This is a genomic window from Pedococcus sp. P2_A3 (genome assembly GCF_056405035.1).
The window spans coordinates 56,085-73,190 of sequence record NZ_JBFUCW010000020.1 but is presented as its reverse complement, the minus strand read 5'-3'; the positions used below and the strand labels follow the sequence as shown (position 1 = coordinate 73,190).

Below are 17,106 nucleotides of genomic sequence, written 5' to 3'. Positions count from 1 at the left end.
CCCTCGGGGGACGTAGGGCGATCATCGGGTGTCCGCCTGGTCCGCACTGGCGTCGCGGACTGCCGCGCGCCCGGCCTCGAGCCGTGCGACCGGCACCCGTGGCGGTGAGCAGGACACGTAGTCGAGGCCCGCCTCGGCGAAGAACTGGATGGACGCCGGATCGCCCGCGTGCTCGCCACAGGCGCCGAGACCGAGGTCGGGCCTGACCCCGCGCCCGAGTCGCACGGCGGTCTCCACGAGCTGACCGACGCCGGCCCGGTCGAGGGTCGTGAAGGGATCCGTCGCGAGCAGTCCCTGCTCTCGGTATGCCGCGAGGAAGCCGGCTTCCGCGTCGTCGCGGGAGATGCCCCAGGTGGTCTGGGTCAGGTCGTTGGTGCCGAAGGAGAAGAAGTCGGCGTGCGTCGCGAGCGTGTCCGCCGTCAGGGCCGCCCGGGGCAGCTCGATCATCGTCCCCACAGGGATGGGCACGGTGGCGACGTCGCCGCGCAGAGCCTCCTCGATGTGGGTCCTGGCGAGGACCAGCTCGGCCTCGACGGCGACCAGCGGCACCATGATCTCCGGATGCGGGTCACACCCTTCGGCCCGCAGCCGAGCGGTGGCCGTGGCCAGCGCCCGGACGTGCGCGACCACGAGCTCGGGCAGCACCGTCAGCAACCGCACGCCGCGCAGCCCCAACATGGGGTTGGTCTCGTGCCACCTCCTCGCGGTCGCCAGCCGTGCGTCCTCGGTCTCGTCGGGCTGGTGGCGTTCGTCCCGGTGGACGGCTGCGGCGGTGAGCTCGACGAGGTCGGGCAGGAACTCGTGCAGGGGTGGGTCGAGGAGCCTGACCACGACCGGCAGGCCGTCCATGGCGCGCAGGATGCCGGTGAACTCCCGGACGGCGATCTCCTCGATCTCCACCAGCGCGTCCGCACGACGGTCGTCCACGACGACGCGTTCGACCAGCTCGCGACGGGGCCCGAGCAGCATGTGCTCGGTGCGGCACAGGCCGATGCCCTCGGCGCCCAGCCGGCGCGCCAACAGGGCGTCCCGCTCCGTCTCGGCGTTGGCGCGCACGCGCAGCGCACGCCGCGTGTCGGCGTGCCCGAGGAGGGTGGTCACGGCGTGGACGAGCGAGTCGTCCTCATCGACGGACCCGGCGCCCAAGGCCTGCGCGACGCGGCTGGGACGCACCTCGAGCGCGCCCCGGTAGAGGTGACCGCTCGACCCGTCCACCGAGAGGATGTCGCCCCGGCTGATGACCACGCCGTCAGCGGTGACGGCACGACCGGCCGCGGTGTCCACCAGCAGCCCCGCGACCGAGGTGACACACGTCCTCCCCAGCCCGCGCGCGACGACCGCTGCGTGGGAGGTGAGCCCGCCGCGTGCGGTCACCACGGCCTCGGCGGCGATGATGCCTGCGAGGTCGTCAGGGGAGGTCTCCACGCGGACGAGGATGGGGGCCTCACCTCGGGCGCGCGCGGCCACCGCGTCGGCGGGGTCGAAGACCACCGATCCCACTGCTGCGCCCGGGCTGGCCGGGAGCCCCGTGGCCAGCAGCTCCCGCCCGGAGACGGTGTCGAAGCGTGGGTGGAGCAACGCCTCGAGCTGGTGGCCGTCGACCCGGCAGAGGGCCTCGTCGAGGGTGATCAACCCCTCCGTCGCGAGGTCGCTGGCGATCTGGAAGGCCGCGGCAGGGGTGCGTTTGCCGACCCGGGTCTGGAGGAGGAACAGTCGCCCGTTCTCGATGGTGAACTCCACGTCACACAGGTCGCGGTAGTGCGCCTCGAGGGTGGAGAGGTGCTTGAGGAGCTCACCGTGCAGCGCCGGCTCGCGGACCGACAGCTCGTCCAGCGGCATCGTGGTGCGGCTGCCGCTGACGACGTCCTCGCCCTGGGCGTTGGTGAGGTAGTCGCCGTAGGCCCCGGATGCACCCGTCGCGGGGTTGCGGGTGAAGCACACGCCGCTGCCTGACCGCTCACCGGTGTTGCCGAAGACCATCTCGACCACGTTGACCGCCGTCCCCAGCGTGTCCGCAATCCCTTCGTGGGCGCGGTACGTACGGGCCCGGTCGCCGGTCCACGACCGGAAGACCGCGGTGATGGCCTCGTCGAGCTGCTCACGGGGGTCCTGGGGAAGGTCTCGTCCGGCCTCGTGCACGAGCACGGTGCGGAAGTCGGCGACCAGCGCCTCCAGGGCATCGGTCGGAAGGTGTGCGTCATCGGCCACCCCACACCGCGACCGGGCAGYCGCGAGGAGGTCGTCGAACTGGCCGGCATCCACGCCGAGCACGGTGTGGCCGTACATCTGGACCAGCCGCCGGTAGCAGTCCCAGGCGAAGTGCCAGCCACCCCGGGTGGCGAGGGCGGGCAAGGTCAGGTCGGTCAGCCCCACGTTGAGGACCGTCTCCATCATGCCGGGCATCGAGAACCTGCCCCCCGAGCGGACGGACACCAGCAGCGGGTTGTCCGGGGAACCCAGGACCCGTCCGGACTCGCCCTCCAGCGTCTGCACGGCGGCCGTGACGAGGTCGGGGAGCTCGACGGGCACCTCACCCGTGACGAGGAACTGGCGACACGCCTCGGTGGTGATGGTGAAGCCAGGGGGGACAGGGAGGCCGAGCCGTGTCATCTCAGCCAGGTTGGCGCCCTTGCCACCCAGCAGGTCGGCCATGGACGCGTCACCGCGCGCAAACGGGAGCAGCAGGGGAGTGGTCACATGCCCATGCTCAGAGCGCCCGAGCCGGAGGGTAAGGGACCTTCGGCCCGCATCGTCCAGCGGTCGGACACCCCGTCCGATCACGGCACGGACGGGCGGAGCCTAGGATCAGGGCAACGGGTCCGACCCGTGGAGGGACGGAGCCATGTGCCACTACTGCGGGTGTCGAGACATGCTCCTCCTGCGGGACTACATCGCGGAGCACGAGCAGGCGACCAACCTGGGCGGTGATGCCCTCCGCGCGATCGACCGCGGCGACCTGGCCGGCGCCACTGCGCTGCTGGGGGCCATGGGTGACGTGCTGCGCTCCCACTGGCAGGGCGAGGAGCGCGGTCTGTTCGCCGCGTTGGCTCGCGACCCCCTGTTCGCGGAGCACATCGACCCGCTCGTGCGGGAACACCGCGAGCTCGACGAGCTCCTGACCACCGCTGACTTGTCCGACCCGGGCGACGTGGTTCGCATCCGGACCGCGGTCTTCGACCTGCACGAGCACATCGCCAAGGAGGAGGACGGACTCTTCCCGGCGTCGATCATCGCGCTCGGGGGCGAGGACTGGGACGCGTCCATGGTGGCGTGGCAGGAGGCTCACCCCGACGACACCATGATCGGCAACTGAGGCGGGTCGAGCACGGCCTTCGGCGGAGGTGTGGTCAGGTGCTTCGCTTGCCCTCGGTCAGCAGGATGGCGGAGTCCTCGTTGGCCCTCAAGGCGTGCCTGGTGTCGGGGACGACCATCAGGTCGCCCGCTGAACCGTCCGTCGACGTTTCCTCCGTGACGAGGGTGACGCCGCCCTGCAGCACCTGGACGGTGGCTTCGCCGGGGTTCTCGTGCTCGTCGAGGGTCGAGCCGGCGCGCAGGGCGATGAGGGTCTGCCGCAGGACGTTGTCCTGACCGCCGTGGAGCGTCTGGGCACTGCGACCACTGTTGGCCTGGCGAGCCGCCTCGAGGTGGTGTCGCGCCAGCTCGGTGAGGGACGTGGGCTGCATGGGTGTCATCTCCTGGTCGAGGGTTTTCGGTCGAGTGTTGCCGGCAGGAACTTCAGCCGACCCGGTCCCAGCCGCGTCGCGGCCGGTGGCTGCCCAGCTGGGCGTCGTCGCGACTGCGGTAGACGATGTAGGGGCGGGTCAGGTACCCGACCGGCGCGCTGAAGACGTGCACCAGCCTGGTGAACGGCCACAGCGCGAACAGCCCGAAGGCCACGAGCGCGTGCAGCTGGAAGCCGAGCGGCGCCTTCGCCATCAACGTGGCGTCGGGCTGGAACGCGAGGAACGAGCGGTACCAGACCGATACGCCCTCGCGGTAGTTGTACTCACCGCCGATCGTCAGGATCGACCCAGCCACGGTGTTCCACATGCCGAGCACGATCACGACCGCGAGGAACGCATACATGACCTTGTCCATGCGCGTGGTGGCGGAGAAGACCGGCCCGACGGTGCGTCGTCGGTAGATCAGGATGACCATGCCGACCACCGCCATCACCCCGGCCAGCAGCCCACCGGTGACGGCGACCACGTGGTAGGCGCGCTCGCTGATGCCGACCCAGTCCGTCCACGCCTGCGGCACCAGCAGGCCGATGATGTGCCCGCCGACGACCCCGAGCATGCCGAAGTGGAACAGCGGGCTCCCGATCCGCAGCATGCGGTTCTCGTAGAGCTGGGACGATCGCGTGGTCCACCCGAACTTGTCGTAGCGGTAGCGCCACAGGTGGCCCACCACGAAGGTCGTCAGGCAGAGGTAGGGAACGATGACGAACAGGAACTCGGTCATGGGCGCGCTCCGTGGAACGACGGCATGGGCAGGGAGATCGCCGCAGGGGCGGCGCCCGTGGCCGCGCCGGGACTGAACTCCGGGTGGGCGAAGGGCGCGAGCCCGACTTCCTCCTCCGGCGGACCCTCCGCCGCGAGACGACGGATGGCATCCTGCTCGTCACCACGCAGCGGTGGCAGGGTGGCGGCCACTGCGTCGAGCAGGCTCGCCCACGGTGCGGCGATGTCCCGCAGCGACAGACGCAGCAGCTCCACACCGGCGCGGTGGTCCAGCAGGAGGTCGCGTCCGAGTCGCTGGTCGACGGTGGCGGCGAACTCGAGCACGACGCACAGGTGGTCCGGCAGCTCCGAGGGGTCGAGCTCGAAACCAGCGCCGAGGTAGGTCTGTTTGAAGCGGAGCAGTGCCATCCCGCGCTTGCGGGTGTCCCCGTGGGCGAAGTAGGTGAGGAAGAGGTTGCAGCGGCGCCTGGTGTCGAAGGTCTCGACGTAGTCGGCTTGCAGGGCGGGCAGCGGGGTGGCTGCGACGTGGTCGAGGAAGGCGCGGATGGAGTCTCCGATGCCACGGGGCAGGTGCTCTGACAGCGGCCTGAGGAGCGCCGCACGTGAGAGCAGGTCCTCGTCGGGGTAGTCCAGGAGCAGCGACACCGACTGCCACACGATCGTGAGCTGGTCGGCGGGCAGGCTGGGCCTGGGTCGGCGGCCGCTCACGACTCTGGGTCCGTCGGTGGGAACATCCCGGGGGGCGAGCCCTTGCCGTCCCAGTTGAGCAGGTTGACGCGGGTCGCCTTGTTGCGTGGACCAGACAGGGAGTCGGAGGTCTGCCGGTCCTGCAGCATCTGGAAGTTCTCGACGGCGATCGGGGTCGGCTTACCGGAACCCTCGCCGAAGAGGTCCGGCTGCCCGCCGCCGTAGTCCGAGACCGAGCACTCCGTGGACAGCTCCTCCAACGAGTGGGCCTGCTCGGCGTGGGCCGCCGGGATCACGTAGCGCTCGTCGTACTTCGCGATGGCGAGGAGGCGGTACATGTCGTACATCTCCTCCTCGCTCATCCCGACCGCTGCCGGGATGGACGGGTCCGGGTCGCGACCCATGGTGATGTCGCGCATGTAGCAGCGCATCGCGGCGAGCTTCTTCAGCACGGCGTCGACGGGGGCGACGTCACCGGCCGTGAACAGCTCGGCGAGGTACTCGACGGGGATCCGCAGGGCGTCGATGGCGGCGAAGAGGTTGCCCTTCTCCTCCGCGTCCTCCCCGGTCTCGGCGACGACGTCGACGACGGGTGACAGTGGCGGGATGTACCAGACCATCGGCATCGTGCGGTACTCGGGGTGCAGGGGGAGCGCGACCCGAAAGGTGTTGATCAGCGCGTAGATCGGGGAGCGCTGGGCGGCGTCGACCCAGTCGCGCGCGATCCCCGCCAGCTCGGCCTCCCGGATCACCTCCGGGTCGAAGGGGTCGAGGAAGACGTCGCGCTGGGCCTCGTAGAGCCCTTGGTCATCGGGCGTGGACGCGGCCGCGAGGACCTTGTCGGCGTCGTAGAGCATCAGGCCGATGTAGCGCAGTCGACCCACGCAGGTCTCCGCGCACACGGTCGGCAGGCCGACCTCGATGCGGGGGAAGCAGAAGGTGCACTTCTCGGCCTTGCCGGTGCGGTGGTTGAAGTAGATCTTCTTGTAGGGGCAGCCCGAGACGCACTTGCGCCAGCCACGGCACTTGTCCTGGTCGACCAGGACGATGCCGTCCTCCTCGCGCTTGTAGATCGCACCGCTGGGGCACGACGCGGCGCACGACGGGTTGAGGCAGTGCTCGCAGATCCGGGGCAGGTAGAACATGAACGTCTGCTCGAACTCGAACTTGACCTTGTCGGCGATCTTCGTGAGCATCGGGTCGCGGTGCGCGGTGGCGGTCGACCCGCCGAGGTCGTCGTCCCAGTTGGCCGACCACTCGATCTTCATGTTCTTGCCACTGATCAGCGACTTCGGTCGCGCGACCGGGGTGTGCTTCTGGGCCGGCGCGTCGGTGAGCGTGGAGTAGTCGTACGTCCACGGCTCGTAGTACTCGCCGATCGAGGGGAGCTTGGGGTTGGAGAAGTTGGTCATCAGGTTCTTCAGGCGCCCACCCGCCTTCAGCTTCATCCGGCCCCTGGACGTGAGCTCCCAGCCGCCCTTCCACGTCTCCTGGTCCTCGTAGGTGCGGGGGTAGCCGAGTCCGGGTCGGGTCTCGACGTTGTTGAACCAGATGTACTCGGTGCCCGAGCGGTTGGTCCAGGCCTGCTTGCAGGTGACCGAGCAGGTGTGGCACCCGATGCACTTGTCGAGGTTCATCACCATCGCCATCTGGGCCATGACCTTCATCAGTACGTCACATCCTGGCTGCGCTTGCGGATGATGGTGACCTCGTCACGCTGGTTGCCCGTCGGGCCGAGGTAGTTGAACGCAAAGGTCAGCTGCGCGTACCCGCCGATCAGGTGGGACGGCTTCACGAGCAGTCGCGTGAGCGAGTTGTGTATGCCGCCGCGCTTGCCCGACGCCTCGGCGAGCGGTACGTCGATCAACCGGTCCTGGGCGTGGTACATGTACACGGTTCCCTCCGGCATGCGGTGGGACACGATGGCCCGGGCCACCACGACCCCGTTGCGGTTGACGGCCTCGATCCAGTCGTTGTCCACGATGCCGACCTTGGCTGCGTCCCGGTCGCTCATCCAGATGTTCTGGCCACCTCGTGAGAGGGAGAGCATGAACAGGTTGTCCTGGTACTCGGAGTGGATCGACCACTTGTTGTGCGGGGTCAGGTACCGCACGGTCAGTCCCTCGACCTGCCCGCCGGACCCGTTGGACACCGTCCCGAGGGCGGGCTCGGCGAACAACGCCGCCATGTTCAACGGCGGCCGGTAGACGGGAAGGCCCTCACCGAGCTCGGTCATCCAGTCGTGGTCGAGGTAGAAGTGCATCCGTCCGGTGAGGGTGTGCCAGGGCTTCTTGCGCTCCACGTTGATGGTGAAGGGGGAGTAGCGCCGTCCCCCGGTCTCCGACCCCGACCACTCCGGGGAGGTGATCACGGGGACGGGTGGACCCTGCGTGTCCGCGAACGTGATCTGCTTCCCCTCGTGCTCCTCGGCCAGGTCGGCCAGCCGGACCCCGGTGCGCTTCTCGAGCGTCTTGAAACCCTGGGTCGCCAGGTGCCCGTTCGTCGTCCCGGACATCGCCAGGATCGCTTCGCAGACGTTGACGTCCTTCTTCAGCGAGGGACGCCCGTCGGCGACGCCGCGACGCACCGCGCCGTTCTTCGCGCGCAGGTACTCGACCTGCTTGCCCAGCTCGAAGGTCACGCCCTTGGTCGTCGCGCCGAGCGTGTCGACGAGGGGGCCGAGGGCGTTCATCTTGTCTGCGACGGCGCCGTAGTCACGTTCGACCTCGACGAGCTTGGGCATGCTGACGCCCGGGATCGGCTCGCACTCGCCCTTCTTCCAGTCGCGGACCACGCCGTGCGGGTTGGCCAGCGCGTCCGGGGTGTCGTGGGTGAGGGGGACGGCGACGACGTCCTTGCGGACCCCGAGGTGGGTGGCCGCGAGCTCGCTGAACTTCTCCGCGATGGTCTGCCAGGCGTCCCAGTCGGTGCGGGTCTGCCACGGGGGCGCGATGGCGGGGTTGAACGAGTGGACGAAGGGGTGCATGTCCGTGGTGTTGAGGTCGTGCTTCTCGTACCACGTCGCGGCCGGCAGGACCACGTCGGAGAAGATCGTCGTGCTGGTCTGGCGGAAGTCGATCGTCATCAGCAGGTCGAGCTTCCCCTCGGGCGCCTGGTCGCGCCACGTCACGTCGACCGGGCGCTGGCCCACGGGCGTCTCGGCTGCGCGGACCGAGGACTCGGTGCCCAACAGGTGCTTGAGGAAGTACTCGTTGCCCTTGCCGGACGAGCCGAGCAGGTTGGCCCGCCAGATCGACAGGATCCTCGGGTAGTTGCCCGGTGCGTCGGGATCCTCGCCGGCGAAGTCGAGCTCGCCGGACTTGAGCTGGTCGACGACGTACTCGCCGACTGGCTTGCCCGCTGCCGCGGCGTCGTCGCTGAGGTCCAGGGGGTTGCGGTCGAAGGTCGGGTACGACGGCATCCAGCCCATCCGTGCGCTCTGGGCGATGACGTCAGCCGTGGACTTGCCGGCGAGCTGCCCCTTGCCGGTGGTCGCCGAGAGCGTGTCGGCGCCGAACTGGTCGTAGCGGAACTGGTTCGTGTGCAGGTACCAGTACGCCGTCTGGATCATGTTGCGCGGTGGGCGGTTCCAGTCGAGGGCGTTGGCGATCTGGGTGTAGCCGGTGATGGGACGGACCTTCTCCTGCCCGACGTAGTGCGCCCAACCGCCGCCATTGACGCCCTGGCAACCCGTGAGGTTGGTGAGGGTGAGGAACGCGCGGTAGATCGTGTCCGAGTGGAACCAGTGGTTGGTGCCGGCGCCCATGACGATCATCGACCGGCCCTTGGAGTCCTCCGCGTTCTGGGCGAACTCCCGTCCGATCCGCGCGGCGGTGGCGGCTGGCACTCCGGTGATGGCCTCCTGCCACGCAGGGGTGTACGGCGAGTCGGCGTCGTCGTACCCCTTGTTGTCGCCGGCCGGCCAGGACCCGGGGAGTGGCCGGCCGTGGTGCAGTCGGCTGACCCCGTACTGCGCGAGGAGGAGGTCGAAGACGGTGGTGACCAGGTGGCCGTCCACGCGACGCACGGGCACGCCGCGAGGCAGGTCGGCGGCGGCGCCGTCCGGGGTGTCGAAACGCGGCATACGGACGACGACGGACTCGGTTGCGGTGTCCAGGAGTGACAGGACCGGGTCGGTGTCGGCGAGATCGAGGTTCCACGTGCCCACACCCGCCTCGCCGTAGCGGTGACCCAGCGATCCGTGCGGGATGACGGCGTCGCCGGTGCTGGCATCGATGAGCACGGTCTTGAAGGCGGCGTTCTCCACGTGAGCGTGCTCGGTGAGGTCGGCGGCCGTGAGGAACTTGCCGGCGGTGAACTCACCGTCGGTCGTCTCGTCGAGACGGACCAGGTGGGGAAGGTCGGTGTAGGTCTTCACGTACTCCGTGAAGTAGGGCGTCTGCCGGTCGACGAAGAACTCCTTCAGCACCACGTGGCCCATCGCCATGGCCAGTGCGCCGTCGGTGCCGGGCTTGGCGGCCAGCCACTCGTCGGCGAACTTCACGTTGTCGGCGTAGTCGGGGGCCACGGCGACGACCTTCTGTCCGCGGTAGCGGGCCTCGGTCATCCAGTGCGCGTCCGGGGTGCGGGTGACCGGGAGGTTCGAGCCCCACATGATCAGGTAGCCGGCGTTCCACCAGTCACCCGACTCGGGGACGTCGGTCTGGTCGCCGAAGACCTGGGGGGAAGCCACGGGGAGGTCGGCGTACCAGTCGTAGAAGCTCAACATCGAGCCGCCGATGAGGTTCACGAACCTGGCCCCGGAGGCGTGGGAGACCATGGACATCGCGGGGATCGGGGAGAACCCGGCGACCCGGTCGGGCCCGTACTTCTTGATGGTGTGGACGTGCGCGGCCGCGACGATTTCGGTGGCCTCTTCCCAGGTCGCCCGGACCAGGCCGCCCTTGCCCCGGGCGGACTTGTAGGCCTTGGCCCGCAACGGGTTCTCGACGATGTGCTCCCACGCTCTGACCGGGTCACCGTCGTGCTGGGCCTTGGCCGCGCGGAACATCTGGAGCAGGGCGCCGCGCACGTACGGATAACGAACGCGCGTGGGGGAGTAGGTGTACCAGGAGAACGCCGCCCCCCTGGGGCATCCGCGTGGTTCGTACTCGGGCGAGTCCGGGCCCACGGACGGGTAGTCGGTCTGCTGGGTCTCCCACGTGATGATCCCGTCCTTGACGTAGACCTTCCACGAGCAGGAGCCCGTGCAGTTCACGCCATGGGTGGACCGCACGACCTTGTCGTGGCTCCACCGGTCACGGTAGAAGTCGTCGGCCTGGCGGCCACCCACCCGCGAGATCGTCCGGAGGTCGCTGGAGACGGTGCCGCGCGTGAAGAACCTCCTGGTGCGCACGAGGGCCTCGGTGAGGGGGCCGTCCATCCCGATCTCGGTCGTGGAGTCCTTCGGCGGAGGGGTCAACGTGGTTCCTGTCCTTGGGCGCCTGTTCGTCGGACGACGGTGACGGTGAGGAGCAGCGCCAGGGCTGCGGTGACCGAGAGCATCCAGAGGCCGATCGCATACGACTCGGTGCGTCCGTAGACGTAGCCCATGACCAGCGGCGGCACGAAGCCGCCGAGGCCCCCGGCGGCGCCCACGAGCCCGGTCACCCCGCCCACCCGGGACGGCTCGGTGACCTTGGCGATGAGGGCGAACGTGGCGCCGCTGCCGGAACCCAGCGCAGCGGCCATGGCCAGGAAGGCGACGGTACCGATGCCCTTCAGGGGCGGTGTGCCGGCGGAGATGGCCGCACCGACCACGACCACACCGAAGCCCGTCGCCAGCACCGGGATGGCGCCGACCTTGTCAGCGAGCCAGCCCCCGACAGGACGCATGATGACGGCGATCACGACGAACCCCGCCATCCGGTTGGCCGCGCTCTCGGCGCTGAGGTGGTGCGCGGTCTTGAGGTACGCGGGAAGGTACACCGAGAACGCGACGTAGCCACCGAACGCGACGGCATACAGCAGGCACGCCTGCCACGTGATCGGAAGGCGCGAGTTCGCCGAGATCCTCGAGGCGAGCGACGTGATGGGGACCGTCCGCCCGGGTGCGTCACGAAGGACGATCCAGGCCGCGACGGCATACGCAGCAAGGACCGCTGCGGTGATGAGGAAGGGCGCCCTGGCACCCAGGTCGGTGGTGAGCTTGACCGTGGTGAGGGCGCTGATCGCCGTGCCGCCCATGCCTGCGCCGAAGACCCCGATCGCGAGGCCGCGCTTCTCGGGTGGGAACCAGGCGTTGACGAACGGGACCCCTACCGCGAACGCGGTGCCGGCGATGCCGAGGAAGAAGCCGCCGACGAGGAGCAGGGCGTAGGAGTTCAGCGCGAAGAGGGCGATGAAGCAGATGGGGATGATGGTCACGCCAGAGACGAGCGGGAACATCACCCGGCCGCCGTAGCGGTCGGTCAGGCCACCCACGACGATCCTGCCGACAGAACCCACGACGACCGGCACGGCGACGAGCAGGGCGACGTCGGACTCGGTGAGGACGCCGAGGGTCCCGGTCGTGCGGAAGAGCGGACCGAGCGGGCTGATCAGGGCCCACGCCCAGAAGTTCACGGCGAAGCCGAGCGTCGCCATCGACAGCATCAGCCACGGCGACCGCGTCGCGACGCGGGAGCGGTCCGTCGAGATCGACTGGGTCGTCACCGTCGCGCCGACGTCCGGGATGGCATGGGCCCCACGGTGTCCACCCCGAGCCCAAAGGGCAATGGAGTCATCACCGAAGTGAGGGTCAGGCAGCGGGCTGGACTCGGGTCCACGGCGGATCTCCTTGCAGGCGACCCGGTCCAGGCCGGGCTTCGGGAGCCAAGCCCAGCGGGTCGGGCGGTGGATGGGGAGGGACAAAGGTCCCGATTGTTCGGCTGGGCCGGCGCCTACCCCGTCGGGCCGCCCAGGAGCTCGAGGAGAGGCGACAGGTCCACGAACGCGAAGCGCACCGTGGAGTCACTGCAGCCGTACGGCACCACCAGCTGGTCGTGGTGGATCAGGCCTCCGCACGAGTACACGACGTTCGGCACGTAGCCGTCACGCTCGTCGGCGTCGGGGAGGAGGAACGGTCGCTCCAGGCAGCCGAGCACCACACTCGGGTCGTCGAGGTCGAGCAGCAGCGCCCCCATGCCGTAGGTGCGCATGGGGCCGACGCCGTGGGTGAGGACCAGCCAGCCCGAGGCGGTCTCGATCGGGGAACCGCACTGTCCGAGTTGCACGATCTCCCACGAGCGTTCCGGACTGACCAAGGTCGTGGGTGGGCCCCACGTGACCGCGTCGTCCGAGCTGGTGATCCCCAGGGACTCACGGTCCCAGCGGGTCAGGGCCAGGTAGTGGCCGCCCACCTTGCGTGGGAAGAGCGCCATCCCCTTGTCACGGGCGGCTGGCCCCCGCTGGGGACGGCTGCGAAAGGTGAGCCAGTCCTCGGTGCTGAGCAGGCGCGGCGCCACGTTGGTCCCGTCGTACGCCGTGTACGTCGCGTGGTAGGTCACGGCGCCTCCGTCGACGAAGGCGACGAACCGGGCATCCTCCACGCCGTGGCTCTCTGCCGCCACCGTCGGGAACACCACGCGCGCCGACAGTGGGCGCGCTGGGTCGAAGCACAACGTGTATGCCGCCGCCTCACCTTCCGGGGTCGTCTCGGCGTGCACCTGGGACCCGGACTCGCCGGTGTCTGCACGTCGGTCGCTGGACAACGTGGGCGGCGTGACCCGCCCCGTCGTGGGGTGAGGGTCGGGCTCGTCGAGCCACACCTCGCCGGGTGACGCCCCGAGGACCCCCGTGCGCAGCTCGATGCTCGAGATGTGCCCCTCGCCCACGGCCCGCAGGCTCATGATGAAGCGCAGCTCGCCCTCGCGCAGACCCTCCTGGTCGGGGTGCGGCACGAGCGAGGGGTTGAACAGTGCGGCCGCCTCCAGCGCGTACTCCAGGGTGAAGTACGCGCCCACGAGCTGCTGACGCTCGTCCGACAGGTCGGCGGCGCCGGTGACGTGGTGTGCCACCAGGTCGAAGTGCTCGCGGAACGTCCTTGTCAGGTCGTGGTGCCGCGACTCGAAGGCCGCGCGCGTCTCCATGAGGACGCGGCGGGCACTCGCTTCGTCCAACGCGAGGACCCGGGCGATCACGGCGTCCGCCCTCGACGTGCGGCTGCCCAGGAACTCCTGGCCGGGCAGGAAGAGCCTGGCCAGCACCCGGCCGGGGTCGGGCCGCAGCGTCAGGGGGGCCCGGTGGACCCAGGCGGCGTCGGTGTTCACAGACGGGTGACGCCGACGCGCTGGGCCTGTTGCAGGGTCGAGATCAGGGCGACGGTGGATTCAGCGCCCTGGTTCTCGTTGCGCGCGAACTCGTGGAGACCGTCACACCCCCCGCCGCTGAGCGGGTCCCGCAGGCTGATGCCGGCGTCGTTGGCGCCGTCGAACCAGTCCGCACACAGCTGCACCGCGGCCTGCCAGCGCGGATCTGCCGTGACGTCGAACGCCCTGGAACAGGCGTCCGCGAGCGCCGCGACCTCGATGGGCTGCTGGTCGAAGCCGGGGCGCGCCTCGCCCAGCGCCCATCCGTGGGCCGGAGTCGGAGACAGGTGACCCGCAGACGTCTCCGTCTCGAGCAGCCACGACAACATGCCGAGTCCGTCGGTGAGCCACTTCCAGACCCCCAGCAACGACCCCGCGGCGATGAGCGTCTCCGCCAGCACCGCGTTGGCATAGCGCAGACGAGGTTCGGGCCAGCGCCATCCGGGAAGGACCGTCGGCGTGGTCCCCATCGCGGGTGGCGGGCCCGCGATCATCCGGGCGGCATCACCCAACAGGGCGCGGGCCGGGACGTGGAGCGGGCTGATGGTGAGCACCTCGGCTGCGCCGAGGGCCGCGAACGCCATGGAGCGGTGCCACGGCGACCGCAGCTGAGCGCCGGCGGTGAACGCGCCCAGGGCCTGCCAGTCGGCGAGCCCGGGAGCCCGGGCCACGGCGGTGCCGAGGGACCAGAGCGCCCGGCCCCAGCAGTCCTCGACACTGGGTTCGTCGGTCCAGGCGCCGTCGACGGAGCGGCGGTTGCGGAACCCGCCGTCGGCTCCCTGGGCCTCCAGCACGAAGTGGAGGTAGGTCGTGGCGAGGGCGGTCAGCTCCGCCGAGGGATGTGCCTCGCGGGCGACCACGACCAGGCCGCGACTGACGTCGTCCACGCAGTAGCCGTGGGCACGTCGGGGCCGGGTGTGGTCGGCGTGCTCGAACAGGCCGATGTGGTCGGTGAGGTGGAACAGGTGCCGGAAGGAGACGGGGGCGACGGTGGCAGGGTGCGCGGCTGTGAGCGTCACGACGTCACACCGCTGCCAGGGTGCGCTGCTCGAGGGCGTGGGTGGCCAGGTCGCGGTACTGCTGGGCGACCGCCGGCCAGAGCATCTCCGGAGCGATGCGGACCGCCTCGGCCGACATCGACGCCGCCAGCTCCGGGTCGGTGAGCACCCTGCGCAACCCGTCTGCGATGGCACTGGGGTCCTGACGGGCCACGAGGAGCCCCGCCCCGCTGCCCAGTGCCTCGACGGCGTGCGGGAACGCAGTGGAGACCACCGGCTTGCCCGCGGTGACGGCCTCCGCCAGCACGCCGGAGGTCACCTGCTCCGTGGAGTCGTAGGGCAGCACCACGACATCTGCCTCGGCCACGAGCGTCTGGAGCGAGACCGGGTCGAGGTATCGGGCATCGAACTCCACGAGGTCCGTCACGCCGAAGCGCCGCACGCGGTCGGTGAGCCGGTCCCGGTAGCGCTCGCCATCGTGCTCGAGGACCTTGGGGTGGGTCTGCCCCACCACGCGGTAGACCGGGCGGAGGTCACGCAGCTGGGCCATCGCCTCGATGGCCCACTCGATGCCCTTGCCATCGCCCAGCAGGCCCCAGGTGAGCACCACCGGTCGACGGGACAGCGAGGGGTCAGTCGTCGGGGCTGACCAAGCCGTTGCCGGGGCCTGGGCCTCGGAGCGTGCGACCAGGTATCGGGGGTGGGCGCCGTGCGGGACGACGCGGATCTTGTCCGCCTCGGTGCCGTAGTGCTTCACGAGCCGGTCCCGAGCAGCCTTGGTCATCGTGACGACCACGGCGCTTCGCGACACCAGCTCCTGCACGATGAGGCGCTGGCGGTTCGTGGGCTCCGTGAGGACCGTGTGGACGACCAGGATCATGGGGACGCGCAGCTCCGCCACGGCGTCGAGCACGTCGAGTCCGTCCCGGCCGCCGTAGATGCCGTACTCGTGCTGGACGATCGCGACGTCGAACTGGTTGAGCGCGTCGGCGGCCGCGGCCTCACCCCCGGCACTGCCTCGGACCCACTGGTGCACCACGTCCGGGGGGAAGGCCGTACCGGCGGCGTCGACCATCTGCACCACACCCACGGGGTCGGTGGAGCGCAAGGCCTCCCCCAGGGACCGGCTGAAGGTGGCCAGGCCGCACTGGGTCGGCGGGTAGGTGCTGAGAATGCCGTAAGAGACGGACATGACGCGGTGCCTTCCTGTAGACCCCGCGGCGGTTGTCGTCGCGGAGCACAGCCACCCGAAGGGCTGGATCTGCACGCACGATGCGTTGGGGGCCTTGACGGAGTGGGCACGCGCAGGCTGGTCGCGGCAGGCGATCACCGTGATGCGCCTCGTCTCCAGGGCGAGGCGTCGAGGTCTCCACCGTAACACCGCACCCCTTGGCCGGGCGCCGCCTGCTCGCCGGCCGGGACGCCCCCGCGACCAGCGGGACTAGGGTGAGCCACCTGACGCCCCGTGACGCCAGCAGCGATGCAGCCCCGGACCGCGCCCCCGGCACCGGTCGCGCCAGCCGCAGCCAGCCTGTTGGAGGACCCATGAGGATCGGCGTCATCGCCTCGATCGCCCATCGCCTGCCGCCGCTCGGGTACGGGCCGTGGGAGCAGATCGCCTCGACCCTCACGGAAGGCTTTGTCGAGCACGGCCACGAGGTGACCCTCTTCGCCACCGCCGACTCAGCGACCACCGCCCACCTGCACGCCACTGCCCCCCACGGCTACGAGGAGGCTCCGGGCCTCGACGCCAAGGCGTGGGAAGGGCTGCACAACGCGGCAGCCTTCGAGAGGGCCGGCGAGTTCGACGTGCTCTCCAACCACTTCGACTTCATGCCGCTGACGTACAGCCGGCTCGTCCGTACCCCCGTCGTCACCACGATCCACGGGTTCTCTTCCCCCCGGATCGTCCCGGTCTTCAGCGCCTACAACGACATCGCGCACTACGTGGCGATCAGCGACTCGGACCGGCACCCGGCCCTGGACTACGCGGCCACGATCCACCACGGCATCGAGACGGACGCCTTCACCTTCGTCCCCGGGAAGGGCACGTACCTGCTGTTCCTGGGGCGCATCCACCCCGACAAGGGACCCCATCGGGCCATCGAGGTCGCCAGACGCGCCGGCCTCGAGCTCGTCATCGCCGGGGTCGTCCAGGACGAGGAGTACTTCCGGAGCGAGGTGCTGCCGCACGTCGACGGACGGCTCGTCCAGTACGTGGGTCCCGTCGGACCCGACGAGCGAGACCGGCTCCTCGGCGGGGCCCTGGCCCTCCTCCACCTCATCAGCTTCGCCGAGCCCTTCGGGCTGTCGGTCGTCGAGTCGCTGGCCACGGGGACCCCGGTGATCGCCACGGCCATCGGCTCGATGCCGGAGCTGCTCAGGGACGGGTCCACCGGATTCCTGGTCCGCGACGTGGACGAGGCGGTGGCCGCGGTGGCACGCGTGGCCGAGATCGACCGAGCAACCTGCCGCGCGGAGGCGGTCAGCCGCTTTGACTCCCGGCGGATGGTCAACGACTACCTGCACCTCTTCGAGGGGGTGGTCGACGAGGGCCGGCGCGCCCTCCGGTGAGGGAACCCGACCGGCGCAGGTCTGACATTGACCCCGGTGCAGGGGGCAACGCCGAGAAGCGCAACGACGCGGGACCTTGGCCCTTCATCTGCGCCC

The 17,106-nt window shown here is 70.0% G+C and carries 12 protein-coding genes; 2 read left to right on the top strand and 10 right to left on the bottom strand.

The annotated features are described in order from the left end of the window. Positions 1 to 21: 21 nt before the first annotated feature. Complete coding sequence (gene ppdK / locus AC1DX8_RS15925; RefSeq protein WP_477630915.1) at positions 22 to 2,697, bottom strand: pyruvate, phosphate dikinase; 2,676 nt, start codon at positions 2,695 to 2,697, stop codon at positions 22 to 24. Between the two features lie 172 nt (positions 2,698 to 2,869). On the opposite strand from ppdK, the gene AC1DX8_RS15920 reads away from it, so the two are divergent. Continuing rightward, positions 2,870 to 3,313: a hemerythrin domain-containing protein gene (locus tag AC1DX8_RS15920; RefSeq protein ID WP_477630914.1), complete on the top strand. Its 444-nt coding sequence runs from the start codon at positions 2,870 to 2,872 to the stop codon at positions 3,311 to 3,313. A 34-nt stretch (positions 3,314 to 3,347) separates the two neighbouring features. Here the strand turns inward: AC1DX8_RS15920 and AC1DX8_RS15915 are convergent, their stop codons facing one another. The 9 genes from AC1DX8_RS15915 to AC1DX8_RS15875 form a co-directional block, all read right to left on the bottom strand. Further along, entirely contained in the window at positions 3,348 to 3,683 is a 336-nt protein-coding gene (locus AC1DX8_RS15915; protein ID WP_477630913.1) for a cupin domain-containing protein, read from the bottom strand. A gap of 52 nt (positions 3,684 to 3,735) precedes the next feature. Further along, positions 3,736 to 4,464 (bottom strand): respiratory nitrate reductase subunit gamma, encoded by a 729-nt coding sequence (gene narI, locus AC1DX8_RS15910; RefSeq protein WP_477630912.1) that lies wholly within the window; start codon positions 4,462 to 4,464, stop codon positions 3,736 to 3,738. Continuing rightward, positions 4,461 to 5,171, bottom strand: coding sequence for a nitrate reductase molybdenum cofactor assembly chaperone (gene narJ, locus AC1DX8_RS15905; protein WP_477630911.1), 711 nt, complete (start codon positions 5,169 to 5,171; stop codon positions 4,461 to 4,463). The genes narI and narJ overlap by 4 nt, the downstream gene beginning before the upstream one ends. After that, entirely contained in the window at positions 5,168 to 6,817 is a 1,650-nt protein-coding gene (gene narH / locus AC1DX8_RS15900) for a nitrate reductase subunit beta (protein ID WP_477630910.1), read from the bottom strand. The genes narJ and narH overlap by 4 nt, the downstream gene beginning before the upstream one ends. Next, positions 6,817 to 10,533 (bottom strand): nitrate reductase subunit alpha, encoded by a 3,717-nt coding sequence (locus tag AC1DX8_RS15895; RefSeq protein ID WP_477630929.1) that lies wholly within the window; start codon positions 10,531 to 10,533, stop codon positions 6,817 to 6,819. The genes narH and AC1DX8_RS15895 overlap by 1 nt, the downstream gene beginning before the upstream one ends. 35 nt (positions 10,534 to 10,568) lie before the next feature. Then, positions 10,569 to 11,804, bottom strand: coding sequence for an MFS transporter (locus AC1DX8_RS15890; RefSeq protein WP_477630909.1), 1,236 nt, complete (start codon positions 11,802 to 11,804; stop codon positions 10,569 to 10,571). 227 nt (positions 11,805 to 12,031) lie between these two features. Then, positions 12,032 to 13,399 (bottom strand): glycoside hydrolase family 130 protein, encoded by a 1,368-nt coding sequence (locus AC1DX8_RS15885; RefSeq protein WP_477630908.1) that lies wholly within the window; start codon positions 13,397 to 13,399, stop codon positions 12,032 to 12,034. Continuing rightward, positions 13,396 to 14,457 (bottom strand): glycosyltransferase, encoded by a 1,062-nt coding sequence (locus tag AC1DX8_RS15880; RefSeq protein WP_477630907.1) that lies wholly within the window; start codon positions 14,455 to 14,457, stop codon positions 13,396 to 13,398. The genes AC1DX8_RS15885 and AC1DX8_RS15880 overlap by 4 nt, the downstream gene beginning before the upstream one ends. 4 nt (positions 14,458 to 14,461) lie before the next feature. Then, on the bottom strand, positions 14,462 to 15,628 hold the full coding sequence (locus AC1DX8_RS15875) for a glycosyltransferase (RefSeq protein ID WP_477630906.1): 1,167 nt from the start codon (positions 15,626 to 15,628) through the stop codon (positions 14,462 to 14,464). 353 nt (positions 15,629 to 15,981) lie between these two features. Here AC1DX8_RS15875 and AC1DX8_RS15870 point away from each other — a divergent pair, with 353 nt between their 5' ends. Further along, positions 15,982 to 17,010 (top strand): glycosyltransferase family 4 protein, encoded by a 1,029-nt coding sequence (locus AC1DX8_RS15870; RefSeq protein ID WP_477630905.1) that lies wholly within the window; start codon positions 15,982 to 15,984, stop codon positions 17,008 to 17,010. The last annotated feature ends 96 nt before the right edge of the window (positions 17,011 to 17,106 follow it).

Bases quoted from the DNA above. Each gene is read 5' to 3' on its own strand.
- AC1DX8_RS15920 (WP_477630914.1), top strand. From the start codon at position 2,870: ATGCTCCTCCTGCGGGACTACATCGCGGAGCACGAGCAGGCGACCAAC.
- narH (WP_477630910.1), bottom strand. From the start codon at position 6,817: ATGAAGGTCATGGCCCAGATGGCGATGGTGATGAACCTCGACAAGTGC.
- narI (WP_477630912.1), bottom strand. From the start codon at position 4,464: ATGACCGAGTTCCTGTTCGTCATCGTTCCCTACCTCTGCCTGACGACC.
- AC1DX8_RS15895 (WP_477630929.1), bottom strand. From the start codon at position 10,533: ATGGACGGCCCCCTCACCGAGGCCCTCGTGCGCACCAGGAGGTTCTTC.
- AC1DX8_RS15875 (WP_477630906.1), bottom strand. From the start codon at position 15,628: ATGTCCGTCTCTTACGGCATTCTCAGCACCTACCCGCCGACCCAGTGC.
- AC1DX8_RS15915 (WP_477630913.1), bottom strand. From the start codon at position 3,683: ATGCAGCCCACGTCCCTCACCGAGCTGGCGCGACACCACCTCGAGGCG.
- AC1DX8_RS15870 (WP_477630905.1), top strand. From the start codon at position 15,982: ATGAGGATCGGCGTCATCGCCTCGATCGCCCATCGCCTGCCGCCGCTC.